Source organism: Micromonospora sp. ABR4_055 (genome assembly GCF_056160425.1).
In genome coordinates this window covers 1-24,377 of record NZ_JBSWXD010000037.1, presented here as the reverse complement: position 1 = coordinate 24,377, position 24,377 = coordinate 1, and the positions used below count along the sequence as shown (strand labels likewise).

26 protein-coding genes and 1 pseudogene are annotated in these 24,377 nt (G+C 70.4%); 16 read left to right on the top strand and 11 right to left on the bottom strand.

What is annotated here, in order from left to right; all coding sequences use genetic code 11:
* The first annotated feature begins 3 nt into the window (after positions 1–3).
* Genes ACXAHD_RS11520 through ACXAHD_RS11475 form a run of 10 tightly spaced genes read left to right on the top strand, consistent with a single transcriptional unit; the run spans position 4 to position 8,443 of the window.
* Complete coding sequence (locus ACXAHD_RS11520; RefSeq protein WP_281554294.1) at positions 4–1,281, top strand: RidA family protein; 1,278 nt, start codon at positions 4–6, stop codon at positions 1,279–1,281.
* Positions 1,281–1,784, top strand: a complete 504-nt coding sequence (locus ACXAHD_RS11515; RefSeq protein WP_281554295.1) for an FAS1-like dehydratase domain-containing protein — start codon at positions 1,281–1,283, stop codon at positions 1,782–1,784. Before ACXAHD_RS11520 ends, ACXAHD_RS11515 begins: the two co-directional genes overlap by 1 nt.
* Positions 1,781–2,230 carry a MaoC/PaaZ C-terminal domain-containing protein gene (locus ACXAHD_RS11510; protein ID WP_281554296.1) on the top strand — a complete coding sequence of 150 codons (450 nt, stop codon included), beginning with the start codon at positions 1,781–1,783 and terminating at the stop codon, positions 2,228–2,230. Before ACXAHD_RS11515 ends, ACXAHD_RS11510 begins: the two co-directional genes overlap by 4 nt.
* Complete coding sequence (locus ACXAHD_RS11505; protein ID WP_475050307.1) at positions 2,227–3,384, top strand: acetyl-CoA acetyltransferase; 1,158 nt, start codon at positions 2,227–2,229, stop codon at positions 3,382–3,384. The genes ACXAHD_RS11510 and ACXAHD_RS11505 overlap by 4 nt, the downstream gene beginning before the upstream one ends.
* Positions 3,384–3,848 (top strand): Zn-ribbon domain-containing OB-fold protein, encoded by a 465-nt coding sequence (locus tag ACXAHD_RS11500; RefSeq protein WP_281554298.1) that lies wholly within the window; start codon positions 3,384–3,386, stop codon positions 3,846–3,848. Before ACXAHD_RS11505 ends, ACXAHD_RS11500 begins: the two co-directional genes overlap by 1 nt.
* A 26-nt stretch (positions 3,849–3,874) precedes the next feature.
* Positions 3,875–5,032: an acyl-CoA dehydrogenase family protein gene (locus ACXAHD_RS11495; RefSeq protein ID WP_281554299.1), complete on the top strand. Its 1,158-nt coding sequence runs from the start codon at positions 3,875–3,877 to the stop codon at positions 5,030–5,032.
* Positions 5,032–5,892: an HpcH/HpaI aldolase/citrate lyase family protein gene (locus ACXAHD_RS11490; RefSeq protein ID WP_281554300.1), complete on the top strand. Its 861-nt coding sequence runs from the start codon at positions 5,032–5,034 to the stop codon at positions 5,890–5,892. The genes ACXAHD_RS11495 and ACXAHD_RS11490 overlap by 1 nt, the downstream gene beginning before the upstream one ends.
* On the top strand, positions 5,889–6,479 hold the full coding sequence (locus ACXAHD_RS11485) for a hypothetical protein (RefSeq protein WP_289206801.1): 591 nt from the start codon (positions 5,889–5,891) through the stop codon (positions 6,477–6,479). Before ACXAHD_RS11490 ends, ACXAHD_RS11485 begins: the two co-directional genes overlap by 4 nt.
* A 4-nt stretch (positions 6,480–6,483) precedes the next feature.
* Positions 6,484–7,281 (top strand): thioesterase family protein, encoded by a 798-nt coding sequence (locus tag ACXAHD_RS11480; RefSeq protein WP_281554302.1) that lies wholly within the window; start codon positions 6,484–6,486, stop codon positions 7,279–7,281.
* On the top strand, positions 7,271–8,443 hold the full coding sequence (locus tag ACXAHD_RS11475) for an acyl-CoA dehydrogenase family protein (RefSeq protein ID WP_281554303.1): 1,173 nt from the start codon (positions 7,271–7,273) through the stop codon (positions 8,441–8,443). The genes ACXAHD_RS11480 and ACXAHD_RS11475 overlap by 11 nt, the downstream gene beginning before the upstream one ends.
* 31 nt (positions 8,444–8,474) lie before the next feature.
* On the opposite strand, the gene ACXAHD_RS11470 is transcribed toward ACXAHD_RS11475, so the two are convergent.
* Positions 8,475–8,903 carry a helix-turn-helix domain-containing protein gene (locus ACXAHD_RS11470; protein ID WP_281554304.1) on the bottom strand — a complete coding sequence of 143 codons (429 nt, stop codon included), beginning with the start codon at positions 8,901–8,903 and terminating at the stop codon, positions 8,475–8,477.
* Positions 8,904–9,134: pseudogene (locus ACXAHD_RS11465) on the bottom strand (helix-turn-helix domain-containing protein); the annotation flags it as partial.
* Between the two features lie 166 nt (positions 9,135–9,300).
* Here ACXAHD_RS11465 and ACXAHD_RS11460 point away from each other — a divergent pair.
* The gene (locus tag ACXAHD_RS11460; protein ID WP_281554305.1) at positions 9,301–10,158 is read left to right on the top strand and encodes a helix-turn-helix domain-containing protein; all 858 of its coding nucleotides are present in this window, start codon (positions 9,301–9,303) and stop codon (positions 10,156–10,158) included.
* Positions 10,145–10,345: a DUF397 domain-containing protein gene (locus ACXAHD_RS11455; protein WP_281554306.1), complete on the top strand. Its 201-nt coding sequence runs from the start codon at positions 10,145–10,147 to the stop codon at positions 10,343–10,345. The genes ACXAHD_RS11460 and ACXAHD_RS11455 overlap by 14 nt, the downstream gene beginning before the upstream one ends.
* A 1-nt stretch (position 10,346) precedes the next feature.
* Here the strand turns inward: ACXAHD_RS11455 and ACXAHD_RS11450 are convergent, their stop codons facing one another.
* The 5 genes from ACXAHD_RS11450 to ACXAHD_RS11430 are packed head-to-tail and all read right to left on the bottom strand — an operon-like array spanning position 10,347 to position 15,664.
* Complete coding sequence (locus ACXAHD_RS11450; protein WP_421357035.1) at positions 10,347–11,336, bottom strand: ABC transporter ATP-binding protein; 990 nt, start codon at positions 11,334–11,336, stop codon at positions 10,347–10,349.
* The gene (locus ACXAHD_RS11445) at positions 11,329–12,351 is read right to left on the bottom strand and encodes an ABC transporter ATP-binding protein (RefSeq protein WP_281554307.1); all 1,023 of its coding nucleotides are present in this window, start codon (positions 12,349–12,351) and stop codon (positions 11,329–11,331) included. Before ACXAHD_RS11445 ends, ACXAHD_RS11450 begins: the two co-directional genes overlap by 8 nt.
* Complete coding sequence (locus ACXAHD_RS11440; RefSeq protein WP_281554308.1) at positions 12,348–13,208, bottom strand: ABC transporter permease; 861 nt, start codon at positions 13,206–13,208, stop codon at positions 12,348–12,350. The genes ACXAHD_RS11445 and ACXAHD_RS11440 overlap by 4 nt, the downstream gene beginning before the upstream one ends.
* Positions 13,205–14,149, bottom strand: a complete 945-nt coding sequence (locus ACXAHD_RS11435; RefSeq protein WP_281554309.1) for an ABC transporter permease — start codon at positions 14,147–14,149, stop codon at positions 13,205–13,207. Before ACXAHD_RS11435 ends, ACXAHD_RS11440 begins: the two co-directional genes overlap by 4 nt.
* 9 nt (positions 14,150–14,158) lie before the next feature.
* The gene (locus ACXAHD_RS11430) at positions 14,159–15,664 is read right to left on the bottom strand and encodes an ABC transporter substrate-binding protein (RefSeq protein ID WP_475050338.1); all 1,506 of its coding nucleotides are present in this window, start codon (positions 15,662–15,664) and stop codon (positions 14,159–14,161) included.
* Positions 15,665–16,035: 371 nt separating this feature from the next.
* On the opposite strand from ACXAHD_RS11430, the gene ACXAHD_RS11425 reads away from it, so the two are divergent.
* A complete protein-coding gene (locus ACXAHD_RS11425) occupies positions 16,036–16,485 on the top strand; it encodes a type II toxin-antitoxin system PemK/MazF family toxin (RefSeq protein WP_475050335.1) in 450 nt (149 codons plus the stop codon).
* Between the two features lie 135 nt (positions 16,486–16,620).
* Positions 16,621–17,850, top strand: coding sequence for a glycosyltransferase (locus ACXAHD_RS11420; protein ID WP_281554312.1), 1,230 nt, complete (start codon positions 16,621–16,623; stop codon positions 17,848–17,850).
* 20 nt (positions 17,851–17,870) lie between these two features.
* On the opposite strand, the gene ACXAHD_RS11415 is transcribed toward ACXAHD_RS11420, so the two are convergent.
* Positions 17,871–18,521: a DUF4360 domain-containing protein gene (locus tag ACXAHD_RS11415; protein ID WP_281554313.1), complete on the bottom strand. Its 651-nt coding sequence runs from the start codon at positions 18,519–18,521 to the stop codon at positions 17,871–17,873.
* Positions 18,522–18,999: 478 nt separating this feature from the next.
* Between ACXAHD_RS11415 and ACXAHD_RS11410 the strand changes: the two genes are divergently transcribed.
* Positions 19,000–19,647, top strand: a complete 648-nt coding sequence (locus ACXAHD_RS11410) for a DUF4360 domain-containing protein (protein WP_281554314.1) — start codon at positions 19,000–19,002, stop codon at positions 19,645–19,647.
* 76 nt (positions 19,648–19,723) lie between these two features.
* On the opposite strand, the gene ACXAHD_RS11405 is transcribed toward ACXAHD_RS11410, so the two are convergent.
* The 3 genes from ACXAHD_RS11405 to ACXAHD_RS11395 form a co-directional block, all read right to left on the bottom strand.
* Complete coding sequence (locus ACXAHD_RS11405) at positions 19,724–20,332, bottom strand: hypothetical protein (RefSeq protein ID WP_289212614.1); 609 nt, start codon at positions 20,330–20,332, stop codon at positions 19,724–19,726.
* Between the two features lie 14 nt (positions 20,333–20,346).
* On the bottom strand, positions 20,347–21,951 hold the full coding sequence (locus ACXAHD_RS11400; RefSeq protein ID WP_475050298.1) for a glycoside hydrolase domain-containing protein: 1,605 nt from the start codon (positions 21,949–21,951) through the stop codon (positions 20,347–20,349).
* Between the two features lie 866 nt (positions 21,952–22,817).
* Positions 22,818–23,549 carry a DUF7873 family protein gene (locus tag ACXAHD_RS11395; RefSeq protein WP_281554317.1) on the bottom strand — a complete coding sequence of 244 codons (732 nt, stop codon included), beginning with the start codon at positions 23,547–23,549 and terminating at the stop codon, positions 22,818–22,820.
* A 323-nt stretch (positions 23,550–23,872) separates the two neighbouring features.
* Between ACXAHD_RS11395 and ACXAHD_RS11390 the strand changes: the two genes are divergently transcribed.
* The coding region (locus ACXAHD_RS11390; protein WP_475050295.1) for a cellulose binding domain-containing protein at positions 23,873–24,377 on the top strand (505 nt) is incomplete at its 3' end.

The window sequence follows — 24,377 nt, the reverse complement described above, 5'->3', positions numbered from 1 at the left end:
CCCGTGCCGCCCGCCGCGATCCGACCCGCCGACTTCCCCTGGTTCCCGTACGACGGGTTCACCTTCTGCCTCGGGCTGGCCGACGGCGACGCCGCCTGGACCTCCGGGCACACCGCCGCCGCGCTCGACACCACGCTCGGCAAGATGACCGTCGGCGGTGACCTGGCCACCCAGACCGCCACCGCGTACCGCAAGGTGCTGACCATCCTGGAAGCCGCCGGCTACGGACCGGCCGACGTCACCCGGGTGACCGAGAACGTCACCGTGGCCGGCCTCGACGACTACGCCGCCGCGGCCGCCGTGCGCGCCGAGGTGTTCGGCGAGCACCAGCCGGTGGTCCGTACCGTCGTGGTCGAGCGGCTGGTCCGCCGGGCCGCGCTGATCGAGATCGAACTGCACGCCGTCGTCGGCGGCGGCCAGTTGCTTGTCGCCAGCGAACCGCGAGCCGCCGGCAGCTGGGTGCCCTCACCGGTGCGCGGCGGCCACGACGGTGCCGTCTACCTGCCGACCATGCTGCCGGTCGACGCCACCGGCGAGGTGGTCCACCCGGGCGACTTCGTCAGCCAGTACGCGTACTGCCTGGACCGGGCGCAGGACCTGCTCGTCGCCGCCGGTCTGTCGCTCGACGCCGCCGTCACCACCTACGACTACTCCACCCCGGCGACCCGAGAGGTGTACCGCAGAACCCACCGGGTCCGCGCCGAACGGCTCGGCGGTGCCGGCGTCTACCCGGGAGCCGGTGGCATCCTGATGAGCCGGCTGCACCATCCCGATGCGCTGGTCGCGATCGACGTCACCGCGTCGCGGCATCCGCTGGAACTGGTCAACCCCGGCTGGTCGCGGTACGACTCGCTGACCTACGCCCCCGGGGTGAAGGCCGGCCGGACCCTGTACATGTCCGGTTTCGCCGCCCTGGACATGCGGACCCAGCAGGCACTGCACCCCGACGACATCGGCGCGCAGGCCGAGGTTACCTACGGGGCGATCCGTGAACTGCTCGACCACGCCGGGCTCGGCCCGCAGGACCTGGTGGAGACCACCGAATTCTGCGTCGCCTCGGCGATCGGCGACTACCGGGCGGTCGCCGGGGTACGCGAGCGGCTGCTCAGCCCGCCCTGGCCGGCGTCGACCGGGGCGATCTGCGCGGCGCTGCTGCGCCCCGAGTTCCTGCTGGAGGTCTTCCCGACCGCCGTCTACCCCGAGCCCGCCGACGAACCGGCCGAGCTGGCCGTCGACCGGGTCGAGCCCGCCGACGGGCCGAGCACCGCTGGAGGTAGCTGATGGGTCTGCTCACCGACGAGCTGCGGGCGCTGCTCGGCACCCGCAAGGTCTACACCGCGCCGGAGGCGCTCGGCGCCGCCGCCGGGCGCTACTTCGCGATGGCGGTCGGCGACGACAATCCGATCTACCGCGACGGCGACTACGCCCGGGCGCACGGCCTGCCCGGGGTGACCGCCCCACCGACGCTGATCTGCGAGACCGGCCAGTACACCGGGCTGCCGATGGCCTCCGACGGCTACGCCGGCCACTCCTGGCACCTGGACGTGCCCGGCACCCGGCAGGTACGCGGCGGCAACACGTACACCTTCCACCGGCGGGTCCGTCCCGACGACGTGATCACCGCGACCTGGGAGATCCACGACCTGACCGAGAAACGCACCCGGGGCGGCGGCGACATGCTGGTCGTCGGCTCCCGGGCCACCTACACCAACCAGCACGGCGAACTGCTGGCGGTCAACGAGGAAACCATCATCCTGGTCGCGATGGGCGGTGATCCGACGTGATCGCGCAGGTCGGTGACACCCTGCCGGGGCTGGAACGCACCATCGCCCTGGCCGACATGGTCGCCTACGCCGGCGCCACCTGGGACTGGTACCGGCTGCACTACGACCCGGAGTTCGTGGCGGCCGCCAAGGTGCCCGGCCCGGTCGTCGACGGCCAGGTCTTCGGCGCGCTCTTCGTCGAACTGGTACAGGACGCCTTCGGGCCGTACTGCTTCGTGCGGCAGCTCTCCTTCACCTTCCGCAACCTGATGTTCGCCGGTGAGACGGTGCGTTGCACAGGCACGGTGGTCAAGGTCGACGGCGACCGGATCGAGGTCGAACTGGCCGCCGTCATCGCCGCCAGCGACTACGGCCCCGAACGTCCGGCGGCCCGGCCGGCCCGGGCTGTCGTCCTGCTCGGCACCGCCGACGGACCAGGCGCGGGCACCGCCGACGGTGTGCCGTGACCGGGCGGGACCGGGCGGCGGTGGCGATCGTCGGGGCGGCCGAATCCGACCTCGGGGTCACCACCGCGTCGACGCTGACCCTGCAGACCCAGGCGGTCACCCGGGCGTTGGCCGACGCCGGGCTCACCCTCGCCGACGTCGACGGGCTGGCCACCACCGGCATCTCCCGCTTCTCGACCACCGCGCTCGCCGACCACCTCGGGCTGCGGCCCCGCTGGGTCGACGCCAGCTTCGTCGGCGGCAGCGCCGCCGAGATGATGATGGCCCGCGCCGTGCAGGCCATCGACGCCGGCCAGGCCAGCGTCGTGGTGGTCAGCTTTGCCTCCAACCAGCGGTCGGCACGGTCGCGCAGCCTGGCCGGGGTGATCGAGGAGCACACCCCGGAGGCGCAGTTCGAGACGCCGTACGCGCCGCTGTTCCCGATCTCCTACTACGCGATGGCCGCCCAGGCGTACCTGCACCGCTACGGCGGCAGCCCGGAGCAGCTGGCCGAGATCGCCGTCGCCGCCCGCGAATGGGCCCGGCTCAACCCGGCCGCCTACCGCCACGGTGCGCCGCCGCTGACCGTCGACGAGGTGCGGGCCGCCCCGACGGTCTGCACCCCGCTGACCGTCGCCGACTGCTGCCTGGTCACCGACGGCGGCGGCGCGATCGTCCTGACCAGCGCGGACCGGGCCCGTGACCTGCGCCGGGTCCCGGTCGCGGTGCTCGGCTACGGCGAACGCTCCACCAACACGTCGATGACCGCCGCCGACGACATCCTGGACACCGGGGCCCGCGAGGCCGGCGCGGAGGCGTTCGCCCGGGCCGGGATCACCGCCGCCGACGTCGACGTGCTGCAGGTGTACGACTCGTTCACCATCACCGCCGCGCTCAGCGTCGAAGCTCTCGGTTTCTGCGGCGAGGGCGAGGTGCTCGACTACATCGCCGGCGGCCGGATCCGCCCCGGCGGTGACCTGCCGCTGGACACCTCCGGCGGCGGGTTGTCGTACTGCCACCCCGGCCAGTTCGGGGTGCTGCTGCTGGTCGAGGCGGTCCGCCAGCTGCGCGGCGAGGCCAGTGCCCGGCAGGTGCCGGGCGCGCGGATCGCCGTCGCGCACGGCACCGGCGCGATCCTGTCCACCCACGCCACCGTCGTGCTGGGGGTGTCGTGATGAACCCGCTGCCCGAGGTACCACCCGCCGACGACCTGACCGCCGACTGGTGGCAGGCGACCTGTGAACACCGCCTCGTGCTGCAGACCTGCACCGGCTGCGGTCACCATCAGCATCCGCCCCGCGCGGTCTGCGTCCGCTGCGGCGACACCACGCGGCTCGGCTTCACCGAAGCCAGCGGCGACGGCACCGTCGACACGTTCACCGTCGTGCACCGGGCGCCGCGCCGCGACCTGGCGGTGCCGTACACCATCGCCCGGGTCCGGCTCGCCGAAGGCCCGCTGCTACTCACCCGCCTCGACGGCTTCAGCCCCGGCACCGGGCCGGACGATGACGCCGACGATGCCGGCTGGCGGATCGGCGACCCGGTCACCGTCGACTGGGTCGACCTGCCCGACGGCCGCGCCCTGCCGGTCTTCCGTCGACCCACGCCACGCCGACCCACGCCGGCCGATCCCCGCTGAGCCCGCCGACCACCCAGGAGACCCCGATGGACTTCACCCTCACCGAGGAACAGCGCGAGTTCCAGCAGCTGCTGCGCTCCTTCGTGGACCGCGAGATAATCCCGGTGGCCCGGGAATGGGAGCAGACCGGCCGCTACCCGACGGAGATCGTCAAAGGCATGGCCGACATGGGCCTGTTCGGCGTCACCGTCCCCGAGTCCTACGGCGGCCTCGACCTCGATCCGGTGTCGTTCGCCCTGGTCTTCGAGGAGATCTCCCGGGGCTGGATGGGCATCGCCGGCATCCTCGGCAGCCACTCGCTGGCCTGCCGCATGATCGCCATGCACGGCACCGAGGAGCAGAAGCAGGCGTACCTGCCCGCTCTGGCCACCGGTGAACGGCGCACCGGCATCGGGCTGACCGAACCCGACGCCGGCACCGACCTGCAGGGCATCCGCACCACCGCCCGCCGCGACGGCGACCACTACGTGGTCAACGGCACCAAGATCTGGATCACCAATGCCCGGTACGCCGACCCGCTGCCGGTCCTGGTCAAGACCGACCCGCAGGCCAGCCCGGCACACAAGGGCATGAGCATCCTGCTGATCGACGCCGACCTGCCCGGCTTCACCGTCACCAAGGACATCCCCAAACTCGGCTACAAGGGCACCGAGTCCTGCGAGATCCTGCTCGACGACGTCCGGGTGCCCGCCGACCGGCTGCTCGGCGGCGTCGAAGGGATCGGTCTCAAGCAGGCGCTGTCCGCCCTGGAATGGGGCCGGGTCAACATCGCCGCCCGGTCGGTCGGCATCGCCCAGCGGGCCCACGAGGAGGCCCTCGGTTACGCCCGCCAACGTAAGGCGTTCGGCAAGCACATCGCCGAGTTCCAGGCCATCCAGCTCAAGCTCGCCACCATCGCGACCCAGGTGCAGGCGGCCCGGCTGATGGCGTACTGGTCGGCCGACGCGGTCCGCCAGGGTCGCGCCGACGCGCAGACCGGCATGGCGAAGATCTTCTGCTCGGAGGTCGCCCTGGAGGCCGCCATCGACGCGATGAAGATCCACGGAGGTTACGGCTACTCGACCGAGTTCGAAGTGGAGCGGCTGTACCGCGACGCGATCCTGATGAGCATCGGCGAAGGCACCAACGATGTGCTGCGTACCGTCGTGGCGAAGGCCCTCGTACGTGGCGAGGTGACCGTCTGATGGGCGACCCGGTGCCCCCCCGGTCCTACCTGTACGTGCCCGGCCACGCCGCCGACAAGCTGGCCAAGGCGGCGCGGCGCGGCGCCGACGCGCTGATCGTCGACCTGGAGGACGCGGTGCCGCTGGCCGGCAAGGCCGCCGCCCGCGAGGCCGTCGTCGGCTGGCTCACCGCCGGACCCGGCGACCTGCCGATCTGGGTACGGGTCAACTCCGGCCCGCTGCGCGACACGGACCTACGGGCCGTCGCCGGCCAGCCGGGGCTCACCGGCGTGGTACTGGCCAAGGTCGGCACTGCCAGCGAGGTCGCTGCCGCCGCCCGGGTGCTCGCCGACGCCGCCGACCACGACACGCTGCTGATGCCGATGGTGGAGACCGCCGCCGCGCTGCTCGACATCGCGGCCATCGCCCGGCAGCCCCGGGTGTACCAGCTGCAGCTCGGTGAGGTCGACCTGGCCGGCGAACTCGGCCTGGAACCGGGCGCCGACGACGCCGAACTCGCCCCGACCCGCAGCCAGGTCGTGGTGGCCAGCGCCGCCGCCGGCATCCACCCGCCGGTCGGCCCGGTTTCCCGGATCACCGCCGACGAGGCGGCGCTGGACGCCTCGACCCGCCGGCTGCGCCGGCAGGGCTTCGTCGGCCGGGCCTGCATCCACCCGAACCAGCTGCCGGTGGTGCATCACGTCTACACGCCGACGGCCGCCGAGATCCGGGCGGCCCGCGACACCATCGCCCTGCTCGAGGCGGCCACCGCCGACGGCACTGGCGTGATGCTGGACGCGGCCGGCCGGCTGGTCGACGCGGCGGTGCTGCGTGGCGCCCGCCGTACGCTGACCCTGGCCGAACGGGCGGGCCTGGGATGAGCGGCGGCAACCGTGCCCCACGCGCTCCACGGCCGGAGCAGGTCGACCTGACCGCGGCGCGGCATCCGTGGCAGGAGGTGCCGATGCCCGGTGCCAACCTCGGTTTCCACCTCACCCGGCTGGCCTCCCGGTCGGGGGCGTTCGTCGTGCACGGCCACTTCCCGCCCGGTTTCTCCCGCGACGTCGCTGGCGGCTACCTTGTCGACGAGGAGTTCGTCGTGCTCGCCGGGGAGCTGCACCTCGGTGACGCCACCTACCGGCGTGGCGACCTGACCTACATCCCGGCCGGCGCGGTCCGGACCCGGATGACGGCACCCGGCGGTGCCACCGTGCTCGCCTGGTTCGGCGGCCCGGCGGTGTTCCATCCCGCCGACGCGCTGCCCGCCGGTGCCGCGCCGGTCGCCGAAACCGTCCACCTCGGACCGGGAGCCGCACTGCCGGACCTGCCCGGTGCCACCTGGACGCCCGGCGATCAGATCCCCGGCGGGGCCACCGGGGACGTGGTCAGCGCCGACCTGTCCGGCTGGCGGCGACTCGGCACCGGACCGGCACCACGGCCGGGCGACTACGTCCGAGTGGAGAAGTAGCCGGATGGGCGCTCCGGTCTTCACCCAGCGGTGGCTCGGCATGCAGGGCATCTTCGGCGGCTTCGTCCTCGGCCGGGTCGTCGAGGCCGCCGACAGCGTCGACGGCTTCGCCCCGCAGGCCGTCACCATGCACTTCGTGGCCGGGGTGCGCCCCGGTCCGGTGGAGCTGATCACCGAGACGCTGCACCGGGGCCGGTCCACCGCCAGCCTGCGGATCACCCTGGCCCAGCAGGGCCGGGCCCGGGTGCATGCGTTGGCGTCCCTGGTGCCGGTCGGGCAGGAGTTCAGCTGGCGTCGTCGCGAGGATCCGGCACCGTGGGGCGACCCCGAGCAGTTGCCGGCGTACGCGCCCCGGCACCGGCCGCTGGCCTACAGCGCCCAACTGGACGTGCGGGCCGCCGGCCCGCCGAGCCTCACCGACGGCACCGCCGCCTGGGTCCGCATCTCGCCGCAGACCGATCTGGGTGAGACGCTCGGCCCGCACGCCGTCGCCTCGGTCTACCTCGACGCGCTGCCGCCGGGGCTGTTCGCCCTGGCCGAGCCGCCGCACTTCGTGCCCTCGGTGGACTTCACCATCCACTTCGCCCCCGACCTCGGTGACGTCGCCGGCCAATGGCACCACGTGACCAACCGGACGGTCTGGTCGACGGCCGGCTTCTGCGTCGACGAGTCGACACTGCACGACCGGGCCGGTAACCCGATCGCCCAGCTCCGTCAAGGTCGGGCGATCCAGTGGCGGGATCCGCGCCCCGACCGGGTGCAGGCCGACGCCGCGTCGCCGGGAGCCGCCGATGGCCGGTGACAACCGGATCCTCGCCGGCCTCGACCTGGACGCCACGTTTCTCGCGGAGGAGCATCGGGCGCTGCGCACCCTCACCCGCCAGGTGGTCACCCGCGACATCGTGCCCGCCGCGCCCGACTGGGAACGGCAACGGCGGGTGCCACCCGCAGCCTTCGCCCGCCTCGGTGAGCTCGGCCTGCTCGGGTTGTCGTTTCCGCCGGAGCTCGGCGGCGGGGGTGCCGGCGTCCGGGGCGCGGTGGTGTTCAACGAGGAACTGGCCCGGTCCACCTTCGGCGGGGTGGCCAGCTCGGTCGGTACCCACACCGACTTCTCGGCGCTGCACCTGGCGCGCGCCGGCACGGCCGGGCAGATCGACCGTTGGCTGCCGGGGATCCTGGCCGGGCGTACCGTCGCCGCGCTCGCGGTGACCGAACCGGACGCGAGCTCCGACCTGACCCGGCTGGCGGTACGGGCCCGCCGCAACGGGGACAGCTATCAGCTCGACGGCACCAAGACGTTCATCACCAACGCCAACATCGCCGGGATCTTCCTCGTCGTGGCCCGCACCGGCGGACCCGGTCGGCACGGACTGTCGCTGTTCGCCGTCGAACGAGACACCCCCGGCCTGGCCAACGGGCGCACCTTCGACAAGTCCGGCTGGCACAGCTCCGACACCGGCGAACTGGTCCTCACCGGCTGCCGGGTGCCGGCGTACGCCCGGATCGGCGCCGAAGGAGACGGCTTCGCGCTGATGATGGCCGGCCTCGACCACGAGCGGCTCTGCCTGGCCGCGCAGGCGGTCGGGCTGGCCGAGGCGGCGTTGGCCGCGGTCCTGGCCTCGGTGCGGCTCCGACCCGCGTACGGCGGGGTGCTCTGGGACAAGCAGGCGATCCGGCACCGGGTCGCCGACCTCGTCGGCCGGCTCGCCGCCGGCAAGACGCTGCTGTACCACGCCGCCACGCAGGCCGACCGGGGTGCCGACACGCGGGCGTACGCCGCCGTGCTCAAGTCACAGCTGCCGGAGCTGGCCAACGAGATCGCGTACAGTGCGGTGCAGTTTCTCGGCGGTGCCGGGTTCGTGCAGGACGGACCGGTGGAGCGGATCGCCCGCGACGTGCGGTTCCTGGCCATCGGCGGCGGCTCCACCGAGGTGATGCGCGACGAGGTGGCCCGCCTGCTCTGACCAGGCACGCACAGTCCTCACTACCTGGCGATCAGACTTCAGGCGCGTCAAGAAGGTCGCTGGATGCTGGCGGCATCCGAAGGATCTTGGTGAAGCGGGTGCGGACATCCTGATCGGCGATCTTGAGTAGGTCGTCGAGAGCCGCCTGCATCGCCAGACTGGGCTGCGTGGGCTGCCTGTGGTCCTCCCACGCGGTGACGGTCGAAGTGGCGACGCGAATCCGTTCGGCGAACGCTTCGACGCTGAGCCGCAATGCCTCTCTCAACGCGAGAACTTCCTGCCTGCCCCATCGAGCGATCGTGAGCGCGCATTCACAGCCGGCTGAACTGGCCATCCATCCGTCAGCCGGATACGTCGGCGCGGCTGCCTGACGGCGTCGCAGTCTGTCCTGTTCGGCGGCCCACGTTCGATGTGCCCGGAGCGTGTTGACCAGGGTGTGGAGCTTGTCGAACGCATCCACCAGCGTTCCTCCGGCGCCAAGTTCGCGATCGGCTCGTTCCCAGAAGCTACGGGGTATTGATTCTCGGCCGATCTCTACATTAGCTACTGCACTTCGGGAGTAGGCGGTCCGCTTGGCGAGGGCAGCCTGGGTCATGCCGGCTGCCTTGCGCCAGTGAGCTAGTCGACGACCCAACGATTTTTGCACCTCGCGAATCTGTTCAGAAGTAACCGTCCCGAGGGCCGAGTCCATTTGATCACCTGTCTCGTCTGCCGAGAAATGCGTACGAGTGCGACCTGTCGCCGTTTTGCGTCGCGGCCTACTGTCCGATAGTGTTGCAGCATCGTACGATGTAGGCAAGTGTCAGGCCGCGATGCCTACGTGGACTCGCTGGTGGCGCATAAGGGAGGATCAACGCATGGCCGGTTTCACTCCACCGACGCCTCGGTCTCGCCGTCTCGGCAGGGAGCTGCGGCGACTACGCGAGGCACGCAGTCTCACGCAGGGAGACGCGGCCAAGCTGCTCAAGTGCTCGCAGCAGCGGATCGCCCGTATCGAGTCCGGCGACATCAAGCCGCGTCCGCGCGATGTGCTGGAGATCCTCGTCGCCTACGGCGTCCCACACGACGAAGAGCACGGGCTGGCGCTCCGTAACATGGCCGAGCAGGTGCGGGAACAGGGCTGGTGGCAGCGGCTCAACACGCTGCCGGCCCGCTACGCCACGTTCATCGCCTACGAGGCTGAGGCTACGGATCTTCGGCAGTTCCAGCCGACCCTCATCCCTGGGCTCATCCAGACCCGCGCGTACGCCGAATCGGTGATCCGCATCGGTCGGGAGACCGACCAAGAGGAGATCGTTCAGCGTGTCGAGGCGCGTCTCAAGCGTCAGGAGGTGCTGACGCTGCGCCAGCCGCCGCTTCGGCTGCAGGCGACCATCACGGAGCAGTCGTTGATGTTGGAGGTCGGCGACGTCAATCTTCGTCGCGAGCAACTGGACCACCTCATCAAGGTCTCCGCGCTACCCAACGTCACCGTGCAGGTCCTGACGCTCGCCGCCGGTGCCCACCTCGCCGTGCACGGTGGGTTCGAGGTCCTGACGTTCGTGGATGGTGATCCGCCTCTTGGCTACATTGAGACCCTGGCGGGAGAATTGTTCCTGGAGTCGCCAGAGGAGATTCGGCGGCTCACGGGCGTGTTCGATCACCTGCTCTCCCTGGCGCTGTCGCCCAGGGAGTCGATCCGATTGATTCAGGAGAAAAAGGATGGACTCGGTTAAGTGGTTCAAGTCCAGTCGATCCGGCAACAACGGGTCGTGTGTGGAGGTCGCTGACCTGGGCGGGAACGCTGTCGGGGTAAGGGACACCAAGGCCCGGGGGCAGGGGCCGATCCTGACGTTCACACAGGTTGAGTGGCAGGCGTTCATCGGTGGCGCGAAGCTCGGGGCGTTCGACTTGACCGACTGACTCAACCGCGACGCTCGTCGACGAGATGGCAGGCGGCCAGGTGACCGTCGCCGCGTACGGTCAGGGCCGGATCGTCGACGGCGCAGCGGTCGAACGCGGCCGGGCAGCGGGTCCGGAACCGGCAGCCGCTCGGCGGATCGGCGGGGGAGGGGACAGCGCCCTGCAGGATGATCCGCTGGCGGGAGCGTTCGGCGACCGGGTCCGGCACCGGCACCGCCGACAACAGCGCCCGGGTGTACGGGTGGGCCGCCCGGGTGAACAGGGTGGCCCGGTCGGCGATCTCGACGATCCGACCCAGGTACATCACCGCGATCCGGTCGCTGAGGTGCCCGACGGCGGCCAGGTCGTGGGCGACGAACAGGTACGCCAGCCCGAGCGAGTCGCGCAGGTCCTCCAGCAGGTTGATGATCTGCGCCTGGATCGACACGTCCAGGGCGGCGATCGGTTCGTCGGCGACGATCAGGTCCGGCTCCCCGGCCAGCGCACGGGCGATCCCGATGCGCTGGCGCTGCCCGCCGGAGAACTCGTGCGGATGCCGGTTGGCGTGGTCGGGGTCCAGGCCGACCAGTTCCAGCAGCTCACCGACCCGGTGCCGGCGGGCCGTCGCGCCCTTGTGCAGGCCGTGCACGTCCAACGGCTCGGCGATGATCGCACCGACCGACATCCGTGGGTCGAGTGAGGCGTACGGATCCTGAAAGATCATCGTCAGGTGCCGGCGCATCGCCCGCATCCGGCGCAGACCGAGCGCGGTCAGCTCGACGTCGCCCAGGGTGACCGTGCCGAAGGTGGGCTCGACCAGCCGCAGCACCGCCAGCCCGGTGGTGCTCTTGCCGCAGCCGGACTCGCCGACCAGGCCGAGGGTCTCGCCGGCGGCGATGTCGAAACTGACCCCGTCGACGGCCCGAATCGGCTGGGCCGACCGGCCCATGCCGCGCTGCGGAAAGTGCACCTGCAGGTCGGTCACCCGCAGCAGCGGCCCATGCTCAGCCATCCTGGCCTGCCGGTACGTCGTAGAAGCAGGCCACCCGGTGCCCGCCGGCGGCAACGGTACGCAGCGGCGGCACCTCGCTGGCCGCCCGCTCGTCGTGCCGGTAGCCGCAGCGCGGGTGGAACGCGCATCCGGGCGGCAACGCCGTCGGGTCCGGTGGCTGGCCGCCGATGGTCGCCAGCCGACGTGGCCGCTCGACGCCGACGCGCGGCACCGCCGACAGCAACCCGATGGTGTACGGGTGCCGGGGTGCGGCGTACAGGTTGTCGACGCCGGCCTCCTCCAGGATCCGGCCGGCGTACATCACCGCGACCCGGTCGGCGATGCCGGCCACCACCCCGAGATCGTGGGTGATCCACACGACGGCGAGCCCGAGCCGTTGCTGCAGCCCGGCGACGACGTCGAGGATCTGTGCCTGGGTGGTGACGTCCAGCGCGGTGGTCGCCTCGTCGGCGAGCAGCACCCGTGGCTCGCAGGCCAACGCCATGGCGATCATGACCCGTTGGCGCATGCCGCCGGAGAACTGGTGTGGGTAGTCGTCGAGCCGGCGGCGGGCGTCCGGCAGGCCGACCTGGTCGAGCAGGTCGGCCGCCCGGTCCCGGGCGGCGGCACCGGTGGCGTGGCCGTGCAGCACGATCGGCTCGACCAGCTGCGACCCGATGGTCTTTACCGGATTCAGCGACGTCATCGGGTCCTGGAAGACCATCGCGATCTGGTTGCCCCGGACCCGGCGCAACTGCCGTTCGTCGAGGGCCAGCAGGTCGGTGCCGTCCAGCAGGGCCTGCCCACCGACCCGGGCCGGCTCGTCGAGCAGCCCCATCACCGCCAGCGCGGCGACCGTCTTGCCGGAACCGGATTCGCCGACGATGGCGAGGGTCTCGCCGGCGTGCACGTCGTAGCTGACCCCATTGACCACCCGGGCGACGCCGCGTCGGGTGCCGATGCGCACCGTCAGGTCGCGTACCGACAGCACCGGGTCTCCGGTGGCCGGGGCGTCGCCCGTCGGGTCGCCGCTCATCCGCCCTGCCCTCTCGACTCGATGACGGAGCGCTGCCGTGGGTCGAGCGCGTCGCGCAGCCCGTCGCCGACCACGTTGAACGCCAACACGGTCAGCAGGATCGCCAGGCCGGGGAAGATGCCCATCCACGGGGCCAGGCTGACGAAGTCGCGGCCCTCGGCGAGCATCCGGCCCCAGGCCGGGTCGGGGCGCTGCACCCCGAGGCCGAGGAACGACAGTGCCGCCTCGGCCAGGATGGCGAAGGCCAGGCTCAGCGAGGTCTGCACGATCACCGGCGCGGCGATGTTCGGCAGCACGTGCCGGACGAGGATTCGCAGATCACCGGCACCGACGGCGCGGGCCGCCAGAACGTACAGCTGGGTGGTGGCGACCATGGTCGCGGCCCGCACGATCCGGGCGAAGATCGGGGTGTAGACGATGCCGATCGCGATCATCGCGTTGGTGATGCCGGGCCCGAGGATCGCCAGAACGGCGATGGCGAGCAGGATCGCCGGGAACGCGAACAGGACGTCCATGGTGCGCATCAGCACCGCGTCGGCCGCGCCCGCGTAGTAGCCGGCGACCAGGCCGATCGCCAACCCGGCGGCGAGCGAGATGCCGACCGCGACCATCCCCACCTGCAGCGACACCCGGGCACCGACCAGCACCCGGCTGAGCACGTCGCGGCCCAGGTTGTCGGTGCCGAACGGATGGGCGGGCGACGGTGCGGCCAACCGGCCGGGCACGTCGATGGCGTTCGGGTCGTACGGGGCCAGCCACGGACCGAACGCGGCGACCACGGCCAGCCCGGTGAGCACCAGCAGCCCGGCCAGTGCCAGCCGGTTGCCCAGCAGCAGGGTGAACAGTCGGCGGGTCACCGGTGGCGCACCCGGGGGTCGAGGTAGCTGTAGAGCAGGTCCACCAGGAAGTTGACGACGAGGAACATCAGCGCGACGGCCAGCACCGCGCCCTGCAACAGGCTGTAGTCGCGGCGCACCACCGCGTCGTACGCCAGCCGGCCCAGCCCCGGCCACTCGAAGATCACCTCGACGATGACGACGCCGCCGAGCAGGAAGCCGAGCTGCAGGCCGACTGCGGTGACGATCGGGATCCAGGCGTTGGGCAGCACGTGCCGGCGGACCGTCTGCCAGCGGGACAGCCCCTTGGCCCGGGCGGTACGCGCGTAGTCCTGGTGCAGCGCCTCCAGCACCGCCGAGCGGACGAACCGGGTCAGCACCGAGCCGGAGATCAGCCCGACGGTCAGCGCCGGCAGCACCAGGTGCCGCAGCGCCCGCACCGGATCGTCCAACGGCGACACGTAGCCCGACGCCGGCAGCCAGCCCAGCACCAGGGCGAAGAGCAGGATGTACATGATCCCGCTCCAGAAATCCGGCACCGAGACCCAGAGCTGGCTGAACGCGGTGGCGAGCCGGTCGATCAGCGATCCGGAGCGCATCGCCGAGACGATCCCCAGCGGCAGGGCGATCGCCAGCGCGACGGTCAGCGCGGCACCGGCGAGCAGGCTGGTCGGGCCGAGCCGGGCCAGCAGCAGCAGGGTCACCGGCTCACCGCTGCGGAAGCTGACCCCCAGGTCACCGGTGAGCGCCCGGCCCAGCCACCGGAAGTACTGGACGACGATCGGCTGGTCCAGCCCGGCCCGGGCCCGCATCGCCTGGTACAGGCTTTCGTCGAAGCGGGTGCCCAGGGCCAGCCGGATCGGGTCGCCGGGCACCAGATGCACGATGAGGAACACCGCGACGCTCACCCCGAGCATCGCGATCACCGCCTGCAGTGCCCGCCACAGCAGGAAGCGCGCCATCGCGCCGGCTCAGCCGCCGAGCCGTACGGTGCGCAGCCGGGTCTTGCCGTCGGGGTGCATCTCGACCCCGGACACCTGCGGCACCCAGGCCAGCGAGGCCTGTGGACTGTAGAGGTAGCCGTAGCTGACGTCGTCGATGATGAACCGGGCGGCCTGGTCGTACAGCGGCTTGCGGTCCGCGTCGGCGACGGTGGCCCGTGCCTGGTCGAGCAGCTGGTCCACCTGCGGGTTGGCGTACCCGTGGAAGTTGAACGAGCCGGTCGAGTGGTGCTGGCCGTAGTAGGCGTACTCGCCGTCGAGGTTGTTCAACCAGCCCAGGACGTAGCAGTCGTAGCTGCCGGCGCCCTGCTCGTCGAGCCAGCTGGCGAAGTCCAGGGTGCGGATCTCGACGTCGACGCCGACGTCGCCCCACTGGCTGGCGAGCACCTCGGCGGCCGCAAGAGTGTGTGGGAACTCGTTGGTGAGCATCAGGTCCATGCTCAGGTCGGTCACGCCGGCCTCGGCGAGCAGCTCGCGGGCCTGGTCCGGGTCGTAGCTGAACGGGGCGTAGTCGGTGGCCCAGAAGTTGCCCGGCGGCATCGCCGACTGCACCGGTGTGGCGGCGTCGAAGTACGCGGCCTGGGCGACCTGCTCCCGGTCGATGGCGAAGGACAGCGCCCGCCGCACGTCGATGTCGTCGAACGGCGCCCGGTCGAAGTTGCAGGTGAAGTACCAGTAGTCGTTGCTGGCCAGTTGGCCCAGCTCGACCGCCGGGTCGTCGCGCAGGGTGGCGACCTCCTGCGGCGGCACGTTGTTTGTCAGGTGCACCGCGCCGGTGCGCAGGTTGGTCAGCGCGGTCGTCGGCTCGGAGATGAACCGGAACTCGACCCGGTCGACGTGCGGTCCGTCGCCCCAGTAGTCCTGGTTGGCCTCCAGGATGATCCGGTCGCCGGGGGTGTAGCTGACGAACCGGAACGGCCCGGTGCCGATCGCGTTGGTGGTCAGCCCGTCACCGTCGATCAGCTCGGGTGCGACGATCGCCATCCCCTTGAACCCGCCGACGTTGGCCAGCAGGTTCGGCGTCGGCTGGGTGAGGACGAATTCGACGGTACGGTCGTCGACCGCGCGTACCTCGTCGACGGTTTCGAAGCGCCACGCGTTCGCGGCGGTCTCCGCGTCGGTGATCCGGTCGAAGCTGGCCACCACGTCGTCGGCGACGAACTCGCGTCCGTTGTGCCAGGTGACGCCCTCACGCAGGTGGAAGGTCCAGGTCAGCAGGTCGTCGCTGACCTCCCACTCGGTGGCCAGGGCGGGTTGGAAGCTGAGGTCGGGGGCCGGCTCGACGAGGGTGTCGTAGACGTTTTCCAGCACCAGGAACGTCGGTGAGGCGGTGGAGACGTGCACGTCCAGACTGTCGGGTTCACTGGAGATCGCCACGACCAGGGTGCCGGCTCCGTCGTCGGTCTCCAGGGATTCGCCGGTCGTGCAGGCGGCCAGCGTGAGCGCCGTGACGGCGGCGAGGCTCGTCGCGCGCACGGCAGACCGGGCGGTACGCGCGGATCGCCGCCGGTACGGGAACGCTGGGGAGGGATTCACCGTCTGTCTCCTACCTCGTTGTCGCCGTTACGGGCTTGACGGGCCGGGTTGCGTCGACGGGATGGTGCACGTCGGGGCTGGTGCACATCGCCAACTGCGTGGTGCCGCCTGATGATGCCGCGACTGGCTGCGGATCGGTGCACCGACCCTAGTCGATCGCTGCAGGGGTCACAACTCGATGACCGCAGGTGACTGCGTCCGCAGGTGACCGTGTCCGCAGGTGACCGTGGCCACGCCGGGCGGGCCGGTGGTAACAGGTAACGATAGGGTCGTCGGTCGTGGGAAGACTGTGGCAGGGCGTCACCGCGACCGTGGGCCGGCTGGCCGGTCAACGCGTACCGGCGCAACGGAGCCCGACACCGGCAAAGCTGGCCCGGCGCCGGCAGGTGGCCGCGTTGCAGCGCCGACAGCTGTCGTACGCACCCGAGCTGGACGGGCACGCCGATCCCGGCGAGATCGTCTGGACCTGGGTGTCGTACGAGGAGGACCCCCGGCAGGGCAAGGACCGCCCGGTCCTGGTGGTGGGCCGGCGCAGCCGTACCCTGTTCGGGCTGATGCTGTCCAGCCAGTCCGACCGCGACGGGCAGCGGCACTGGCTGTCGCTGGGCACCTGGGGTGACGACGGCCGGCCGAGTTGGATCCGGCTCGACCGGGTGCTCACCATGCGGGAGGACAGCATCCGGCGTGAGGGTGCCATCCTCGACCGGGGCCGGTTCGACCGGGTGTGCCAGGCGTTGCGGGCCGGTTACGGCTGGTCCTGACCGGGTCACCGCCCGCCGGTGGCCGGCGACGACGAAGATTGCCGTCGGGGACAGTTCGCCGACACGTCACGACAGCGTGCCCTGCCCGCCACCGGGCGGTTGCCATGCTGGCCGGATGGTGATGGTGACGGCATCATGAGGATCGTTCGGCTGGCGAATTTCATCACCGGCAGCTCCGGTGGGTTACGGACCGCGCTGCGGGAACTCGGCACCGGCTACCTGGCCGCCGGCCACGAGCCGGTGCTGGTGGTGCCGGGTGCGGCCGATGCGGACGAGGACACGGCACAGGGCCGGGTGATCACCGTCGCTGGTCCTGTGGTGCCCGGCACCGGCGGCTACCGGGTGCTGCTGGGCCGCTCCCGGGTACGCCGGTTGCTCGCCGAGCTCGCCCCGGATCGCCTGGAGGTCTCCGACCGCACCACGCTGCGGTGGACCGGGCAGTGGGCGCGGCGGCACGGCGTACCCGCGTTGATGGTCTCCCACGAGACGCTCGACGGCCTGTTGCGGTTGCCGTTCGGTGCCCGATCCGCCGGCCCGGCGAAGCAGACCGAGCGGATCGCCGATCGGCTCAACGCGGCGACCGCCGCCGCGTACGACCGGGTGGTGTGCACCACCGACTGGGCCGCGCGCGAGTTCGCCCGCATCGGGGCGGACAACCTGGTCCGGGTGCCGCTCGGTGTGGATCTCGACCAGTTCCATCCCCGTCGCTACGACGAGACGGTACGCGAGCAGTACACGCCCGACGGGGAACTGCTGGTGCTGCACTGCGCCCGGCTGTCCGCCGAGAAGTGCCCCGAGCGGGTCCTCGCGGCGCTGGCCGCGCTGCGCGACCGGGGCGTACCCGCCGTCGGGGTGATAGTCGGCACCGGCCCTCGTCAGGCGGGTCTGCGCGCACACGCCGTCGAGGCCGGGCTGACCGTGCACTTCGCCAACTACGTCGGCGACCGCGACGAGGTCGCCCGGCTGCTGGCCAGCGCCGACGTGGTGATCGCACCCGGGCCGGTGGAGACCTTCGGCCTGGCGGCCCTGGAGTCACTGGCCAGTGGCACCCCGGTGGTGGTCGCCGCGGAGAGCGCGCTACCGGAGGTGATCGGTGACGCCGGGCTGGCGGTGGCCGGCGGCGGGCAGGAGTACGCGGACGCGATCTGCGAACTGGCCGGCCGACCGGCGGCGGCGCGACGCCCGGCGGCCCGTCGCCGGGCGGAGGGCTTTCCCTGGTCGGCGGCGGTTGACGGCTTTCTCCGCGCGCACCGAGGCGGCGCTGGCGCTGACCAGTTCGCCGGCGCTGCTCGCTCCCGGTCCGAGTCCGGCACCGCGTGCGACAGCGCCGGGCGTGGGCATCGATCTGCCCGCGCCCGGCGCTGATCTGCCGGCGGATCAGGTGGTCAGCACCTGACCCAGTCCAGGTTGAACAGGGTGTCGACGTTGCCCTCGGTCGTGATCATCGACATGCTGGCCTGGCCGCTGGAGGTGCCTGCGTCCACTCGCAGCTCGGTGTTGATGTTCAGCACCCGCTGTTGCCCACAGGGGACGTACACCAGCACCGGTGCGTGATCCGCGGTGGCCCAGAAGCCGTTGTATGGTCCGCCGAACGTGGCGTCGGTACGGCTGTTGTCGGACGAGCCCTGCCAGTAGTAGTTCGTCCGCTGTCGGCCGGTCGCCCCACTGGGGATCCGGGCCCGACCTCGGTAGTCCGCGGTGGCGACCGCGAAGGTCCAGCCCGCCGGCACCTTGACGAGCACGCCGAGCTGGCAGTTCTTCCGGCTGTCCGTCGGGTCGGCCCCGTCACCGACGGTAGCGAGGAAATCGTAGTAGCGGATCCGGAAGCCGGTGTTGTCGGAGTTGGCGACGACCCTGGCCGTGCCGGGCGCGCAGCCTGAACCACTGGCGGCCACCACCTCCACGGTGATGTCGCTGTCCGGCACGGCACTCGGCGTCGCCGGGGAGGCATGGGCCGGAGCGGTCAGGGTCAGCGCGAGAACCATGCCGAGTGCGGCGAACATTCCGTGTCTCGCGCCGGTGAGGCTTCTTTTCATTCCGTTCCCCTCGGGGCTCAGGTTATGACGGCTGGGGCACACACGACTTTGCAGAACAACCGGGCCGTGGATCTTTGTCTGCTGGACCCGTGGATCATGGTGGATTGGGTCCAGAGTGTTTCGGCCAGGCGTCCTGCGAAAGGATGATAGCGATGAGCGTCGATTCATGCAAGCATCTTCCAACGTCGATATGTTGATATTGATTCCGCCCAGGTCGCACGTGGTGGGCCCGTTTGGGTGGGATCAACTAGTCAGTCATTGGAGGCAAATTGATCGACCTCTAGGCATGTTATGGGTGGTTTGCCTGCCTTGCGTGGTCGCTGCCTACTCCGTCTGTTCGGTTGGCGGGTTGGCGGCGAGATGGCGTACGATCAATTTCTGGAACCACTCCGAGCAATTGAATTTACGTTGACAACGATCAATGCTGTACGTAGATTGTTGCGCACGCATCGTCGCATCACCCTACGGAGGAGGTTTCATGCGCAAACTGCTGACGCGTGGCGGCGTGGTGCTTGCATTGCTCGCCTCATCTTTGATCTCGGGTGCACCCGCGTCCGCCAAGGGGATCCTGGATGACCCACCGGACGACCACGTCGTGATCGATCTCGTCGCGATGGCGGGTTCCGGTTGTCGACCAGGTACCGCCGACGTCGCCGTCTCGCCGGACAACACCGCCTTCACCACCATCTACAGCGACTACCTGGTACAGGCGGGTCCGGGTATCTCGGTCACCGACGGTCGCCGGAACTGCCAGCTCAACGTGCTGGTGCACGCGCCGGCGGGCTACACCTTCGCGATCGTGAAGGTGGACTACCGTGGCTACGGGCTGCTCAGCCCAGGTGCCATCGCCACGCAGCGGGCCAACTACTACTTCCAGGGAATGACTCAGGGCACCTTCAGCAGCCATCCGATTCCGGCTCCGCTGGACGACAACTGGATGGTGAGCGACGAGGTGCCGATCGCCTCCGTGGTCTGGCATCCGTGTGGCGAGATCCGCAACCTCAACATCAACACCGAGTTGCGCCTGAGCAAGGGATCGTCGACGGACGTCAGCTTCCTGACCATGGACTCGACGGACGGCAGCATCGAGACGATGTACCACCTGGCCTGGCAGCCCTGCCCGTGAACTGACTGACCCCTACCGGAGGACAGAGGGTGGCCGGCACGACCGGCCACCCTCGGCCGGGCGTGTCGGCGCCGGCCTACCCGGCGACGACCGTTGGTGTCCGGCGCGGCACATGGACGCCGGATCCCAGCCGGGCGGCTACCCGGGTCAGGGCCCGGTCACCGGGTCGGGCCGTGATGTGAAAGTGCGAGGAGGTCACCGGCGACAGGTCACCACCCCAGGCCACGGTGCCCTCGCAGTCGGCGAGAATGTCCCGCACGACCGCCTCCTGATGCGGCCACAGTGGCTCGCTACCGCCCAGTGGATAGGCGGTCGGGTGCAGGGCGATCGCGGTGCCGGAGAGATAGTTGGACTCGAAGGCGATGTGTTCCGCGCGGTCGGCAACGTAACCGGCGACGCCGCCGCCTTCGCCGGTGTCGACCGGGCCGATCTCGTAGTGCCAGCGGCGGGCGACGTGCAGCAGCACCACGGCGGTGGGGCCGTGACGCAACGCCACCGAGGCGGTGGAACCCTCGATCCGGTGGACACCGATGGTGGCCGGATCGATCCGCCAGCCGGTTGCGGATACCTCGTGGATTCCGTTCCGCGCCTCGGCCGCACCGGTCGCGCGGGCGGCGCCAGTGGGCGTCAGGGCGAGCACACCGGTGCCGACAGCGCCGCCGAGCAGGATACGTCTGGTGATCATCTCGGGCTCCTCACTCACTGGCCAGCTACGAGCGCGGCGACACCCGGATCGGCTCCGTCCCGCCAGACGTCGTGGTCCAGCCCCCAGCCGGGCGCGAACTCGTACTCCCGGATCTGGTTGAACGACCAGTTCGCCGGCAGCGGGAAGCCGAGATTGCCGGAGTAGCCCCAGGACATCCCGGAAACCAGCGACCACCGGGCGCCGACCTCCTGCGAGACGCGGCTGCAGACGTTGCGCGAGCCGTAGACTCCGAACTGGTAGTGGCCGCCCAACTCGGCGAGCGCCGCCTTCACCCCTTGGAAGTACGGCTTGACTCCGCTGTCGATGTCGACGTCCAGAGCGTCGAAGTCGACGGCGAAGTAGATGCAGGTACCGGCGGGAATCCGGTGCGCTACGGCCTTTTGATGGGCGATCCGCCCCTGGTCGTACCCCTTCGGGTAGGTGAAGTTGACCAGCTGGGTGCCGTTGTACTGGAAGATCGGGAAGAACCGTAGCCCGGCGTCCAGGATGGTCTGCGGCTCGCCGGGCTTGAGTGCCTTGTCCAGAAAGTACGGGTCCGACGGTGGCAGATGCTCGTCGAGGTACCGCCCGACGATCCGGTAGCCGGCCGCGACGAGCTGTGCGCCACGGGCCGCGGTGATCTCGGTGATGCAGTCGCAGCCGGTGGCGGGCCGGCCGGTGTCGCCGCAGGAGACGAGCAGCTGGGCCCAGGTGGTGTAGTCGTTGGTGCCGCTCTCGGGGATCTGCGAGAAACGCTGGAAGGCGCGCAGCCACGCCAGGTGGGTGGCGGTCTCCACGTCGGTGTCGATGTCCTGCGGCTGGTACGCCAGCGGCAGCTGCGGGTCGCCTGGCAGCATGGTCGGTGAGTTGGCGTAGCAGGCCGACCGGAACAGGTGCCGCAGGTCGCCGGTGAGTGGGCCGGAGCCGACGCCACGCAGCCCGGCCTGGGTGCCCGGCCCGAAGTTGCCGTTGATCGAGCCCAGCGGGATGCCGACCTCGTACTGGATGGCCATCATCAGCCCTTGCTGCACGTCCCGGGAGTAGAACCCGTCGCAGGGCACCAGGCTCATCGCCGGGATGCCGACGCCGGCCACGTAGCGTGAGTTCAACCGCTGCTGGATGCCCCGGATGACGCTGTCACCCTGCGGCACCAGACGGAACTGGTCCATCCGCAGCATCGCCCGCGCGACGTGCGGCCACATCGCCCGACGGGCCGACAGACTGGCGTACGCGAGCCCGGCGTCGGTGTAGAGCTGACTGAACGAGCCCTCCGAATCGGTGGTCCAGACTCCTTGATCGGTGGCGGCCCAGTAGCCCTTGCACCACAGCGCGGCGTTGTAGATGCGGACCAGGTTGGTGTTGGTCTCCTCGGCCGGCAGCCGGTTGCGGGTGCGGACCGCGGCGAAAGTGCCGGGCCCGAAGTTCTGCACCGTCGGCGAGATACCGAGCTCGTACTGCAGCCCCTGGGTCAGCGACAGCACGGTCGGCCAGCCGGTGCGACCGTCCTCCGGGCAACTGAGGTATCCCGGCGCGCCGGCATAGGTGGCGTTGACCCACTGCTGGGCCGCGAGTACGTGGCTGTCCGCCAAGCTGGTCCGTGGCGTGCCGGAATCGACCATTTCAGACATCCCCCGTGTTGTCGTCCGATGGAGAGGACGATACGGCGCACCGACCGGGTTGTAAATTGTCTGTCGTCGATCAACATGTCGGCCGGACGTGAGCTGAGGGGAAGGTCCCCGGGTCCTGCTGCGGGTACCGTCCCAGCGTGCCCAGGACACGCCTCGACCTCGACCGGATTCACGCCGCACGCCGGGTGATCGACCCCGTGTTCCTCGATACGCCGATGTACCGGTGCGACGCGTTGGGACGCCGGCTCGGCTGGCGAGCCGTCAGCCGCACTCGGCGTCGCCGCCGTGCTCGAGGACCGCGACCGCTTTGCTGGGCGGCGCGTCGTGGCGGTCGTCTGCGGCGGCAACGTCGATCTGGGCGCCTATCACCGCTGGGTCTACCGGTGACCGACCCAGACCGGTCCGGGCATGGCGAGGCCCGGAGAGCTGTCCTGTCTCCGGGCCTCTGGGCTGCCGCCCATTTGCTGCCGTCAGCACATTTAAAAGGGACAGATCACTCTTCATGACGCCGGGTTTTGCCCTTAAACTACCGCGCCGCGTTGGAGGCGCGAGCTGGATTCGAACCAGCATCCAGCTGTCCCTGTCCGTCCCTTCTCGACCTGACGACCGGCGGCGAATGCTGAGCGTGGAGCGAGAGCCTGAATGTGTGGCGGCTGCCTCTGCCAGTTGGGCCACCCCGGTGTGGATGGTGCCGGGGGCGGGACTCGAACCCGCACTGGGACCGCTTCGTCAGATTCGTCGTCAGCTTCAGCTTGGTGCTCCTCCGCCGTCAGCCGGCGCTAACCCGGCTGACGGCCACCCCCGGGGCTTCAGCCCGGGGGAGACTGTGATGCTACCCGGCAGCAGGTGTTCTGCGACTACCCGAACAGGTAGCCGAAGACCGCGTCGCCGATGCGCTGGTCGGTGACCTCGGCGCCGTTGGCCTCCTCGCGGGCGAACTTGACCGCGGTCTGCAGCGCAGCGATCCGGTCCAGCAACTCGTTGACCCGCCGGGCCGGCAGCGCACCGGAGAACTTCACCGTCGTCCAGTAGCCGACCGGTACGTCCTCGTAGTAGACCTCGACCTGCGCCGGGTGTTTGTCGGTCGCCTCGGCCTTGACATGGTTGCGGGGCACTTTCTTCGTCTTGACCGTACGCACCGGTTCGGTACGCCAGGAGTCGGTTGATTCGTCGCGGTTCCACGACTCGGCTGCGTCCAGCACGGGCAGTTTCTTGACGAAGGTGTGCAGGTCGACCAACTGTTTCTCCAAGAACAGCAGGTACGACACCGGCGCGGCGGTGACCAGGGTCCGGCCGTCAACCACCACGTCGGCGGTGGCCCGGGTGTTCGCCCAGTCCTTGGTGGCGGTCACGTCGAACAGCCGGGTCAGCGTCTTTGCCACGTCCCGCAGCACCTGCTCGGCGTGCACCTGCACCCGGGTCGACTCGGGCGGGAACTGTTCACCCTCCTCGTCCTTCGGCTGGTAGGTGCGGGAGATGCCGGACAACAGCGGCTGCTTCTGCACCACGTGGTGCGCCTCGGTCAACTCCGCGAAGGACTTGCTCTTGACGCCCTTCTCCACCGCGATGATCTGGTTCAGCTTGGTCACGGCGATCATGCTCGCAGACCATGTCAACCCGATCGACCGGATTTCACCCCGTCCGTCCAGGCCGGCTGAACCGATGATTGTATCGATCATCTTCACGTGCCAGAATTCGCCTCAGCCGCACCGGGAGCCAACGCGAGCGGCTCGTTCAGACCGAGGGGACAGCCGGGTGACCACCGTCCGGCGCCGGGCACTCCTCTCCAGCCCACCACGTCCACCGGCCTCGACCGTGCGGCCGCACCGTCCGCGGCGGATTCGGCCGGCAACCGGTCCAGGTCGACACTCCGGCCCGTGGTGGTAGCCCTGCGGATCTGTAGGAGAATGCGATGTCATCCGTCCCGAAACGCACCGTACACCGTAAATTGCTGGCCGTCGGTGGCGCTACCGCGCTGGTCGCCGCAGCCTTGATCATCCCGACCACCGCTGCCCACGCCGCAGTTGTCTGCAACGTCACCTACCAGGCCAACACCTGGAACGAAGGCTCCGGCGCCGGCGGATTCACCGCCAACATCACCATCAGCAATCGGCAGGATCCGGTCAACGGCTGGAGCCTGCGCTTCACCCTGCCGTCCGGTCAGACCCTGACTCAGGGCTGGTCGGCGAACTGGAGCGGCAGCTCTGGCGCGATTACCGCGACGAACGCCTCGTGGAACGGCAACCTGGGCACGGGGTCGTCCACCTCGATCGGCTTCAACGGGCGGTGGACCGGCAGCTACTCCAGCCCTACCGCGTTCACCCTGAACGGGGTGGCGTGCAACGGTGGCACCACGCCGACGACCGCCCCGCCCACCACGGCGCCGCCGACGACCGCCCCGCCTACCACCGCGCCGC

Coding starts and splice junctions, on each gene's coding strand:
- ACXAHD_RS11450 (WP_421357035.1), bottom strand. CDS start 11,336: ATGGCTGAGCATGGGCCGCTGCTGCGGGTGACCGACCTGCAGGTGCAC.
- ACXAHD_RS11480 (WP_281554302.1), top strand. CDS start 6,484: ATGGGCGCTCCGGTCTTCACCCAGCGGTGGCTCGGCATGCAGGGCATC.
- ACXAHD_RS11485 (WP_289206801.1), top strand. CDS start 5,889: ATGAGCGGCGGCAACCGTGCCCCACGCGCTCCACGGCCGGAGCAGGTC.
- ACXAHD_RS11400 (WP_475050298.1), bottom strand. CDS start 21,951: ATGGTCGATTCCGGCACGCCACGGACCAGCTTGGCGGACAGCCACGTA.
- ACXAHD_RS11500 (WP_281554298.1), top strand. CDS start 3,384: ATGAACCCGCTGCCCGAGGTACCACCCGCCGACGACCTGACCGCCGAC.
- ACXAHD_RS11515 (WP_281554295.1), top strand. CDS start 1,281: ATGGGTCTGCTCACCGACGAGCTGCGGGCGCTGCTCGGCACCCGCAAG.
- ACXAHD_RS11455 (WP_281554306.1), top strand. CDS start 10,145: ATGGACTCGGTTAAGTGGTTCAAGTCCAGTCGATCCGGCAACAACGGG.
- ACXAHD_RS11445 (WP_281554307.1), bottom strand. CDS start 12,351: ATGAGCGGCGACCCGACGGGCGACGCCCCGGCCACCGGAGACCCGGTG.
- ACXAHD_RS11415 (WP_281554313.1), bottom strand. CDS start 18,521: ATGAAAAGAAGCCTCACCGGCGCGAGACACGGAATGTTCGCCGCACTC.
- ACXAHD_RS11420 (WP_281554312.1), top strand. CDS start 16,621: ATGAGGATCGTTCGGCTGGCGAATTTCATCACCGGCAGCTCCGGTGGG.
- ACXAHD_RS11495 (WP_281554299.1), top strand. CDS start 3,875: ATGGACTTCACCCTCACCGAGGAACAGCGCGAGTTCCAGCAGCTGCTG.
- ACXAHD_RS11475 (WP_281554303.1), top strand. CDS start 7,271: ATGGCCGGTGACAACCGGATCCTCGCCGGCCTCGACCTGGACGCCACG.
- ACXAHD_RS11435 (WP_281554309.1), bottom strand. CDS start 14,149: ATGGCGCGCTTCCTGCTGTGGCGGGCACTGCAGGCGGTGATCGCGATG.
- ACXAHD_RS11405 (WP_289212614.1), bottom strand. CDS start 20,332: ATGATCACCAGACGTATCCTGCTCGGCGGCGCTGTCGGCACCGGTGTG.
- ACXAHD_RS11490 (WP_281554300.1), top strand. CDS start 5,032: ATGGGCGACCCGGTGCCCCCCCGGTCCTACCTGTACGTGCCCGGCCAC.
- ACXAHD_RS11410 (WP_281554314.1), top strand. CDS start 19,000: ATGCGCAAACTGCTGACGCGTGGCGGCGTGGTGCTTGCATTGCTCGCC.
- ACXAHD_RS11460 (WP_281554305.1), top strand. CDS start 9,301: ATGGCCGGTTTCACTCCACCGACGCCTCGGTCTCGCCGTCTCGGCAGG.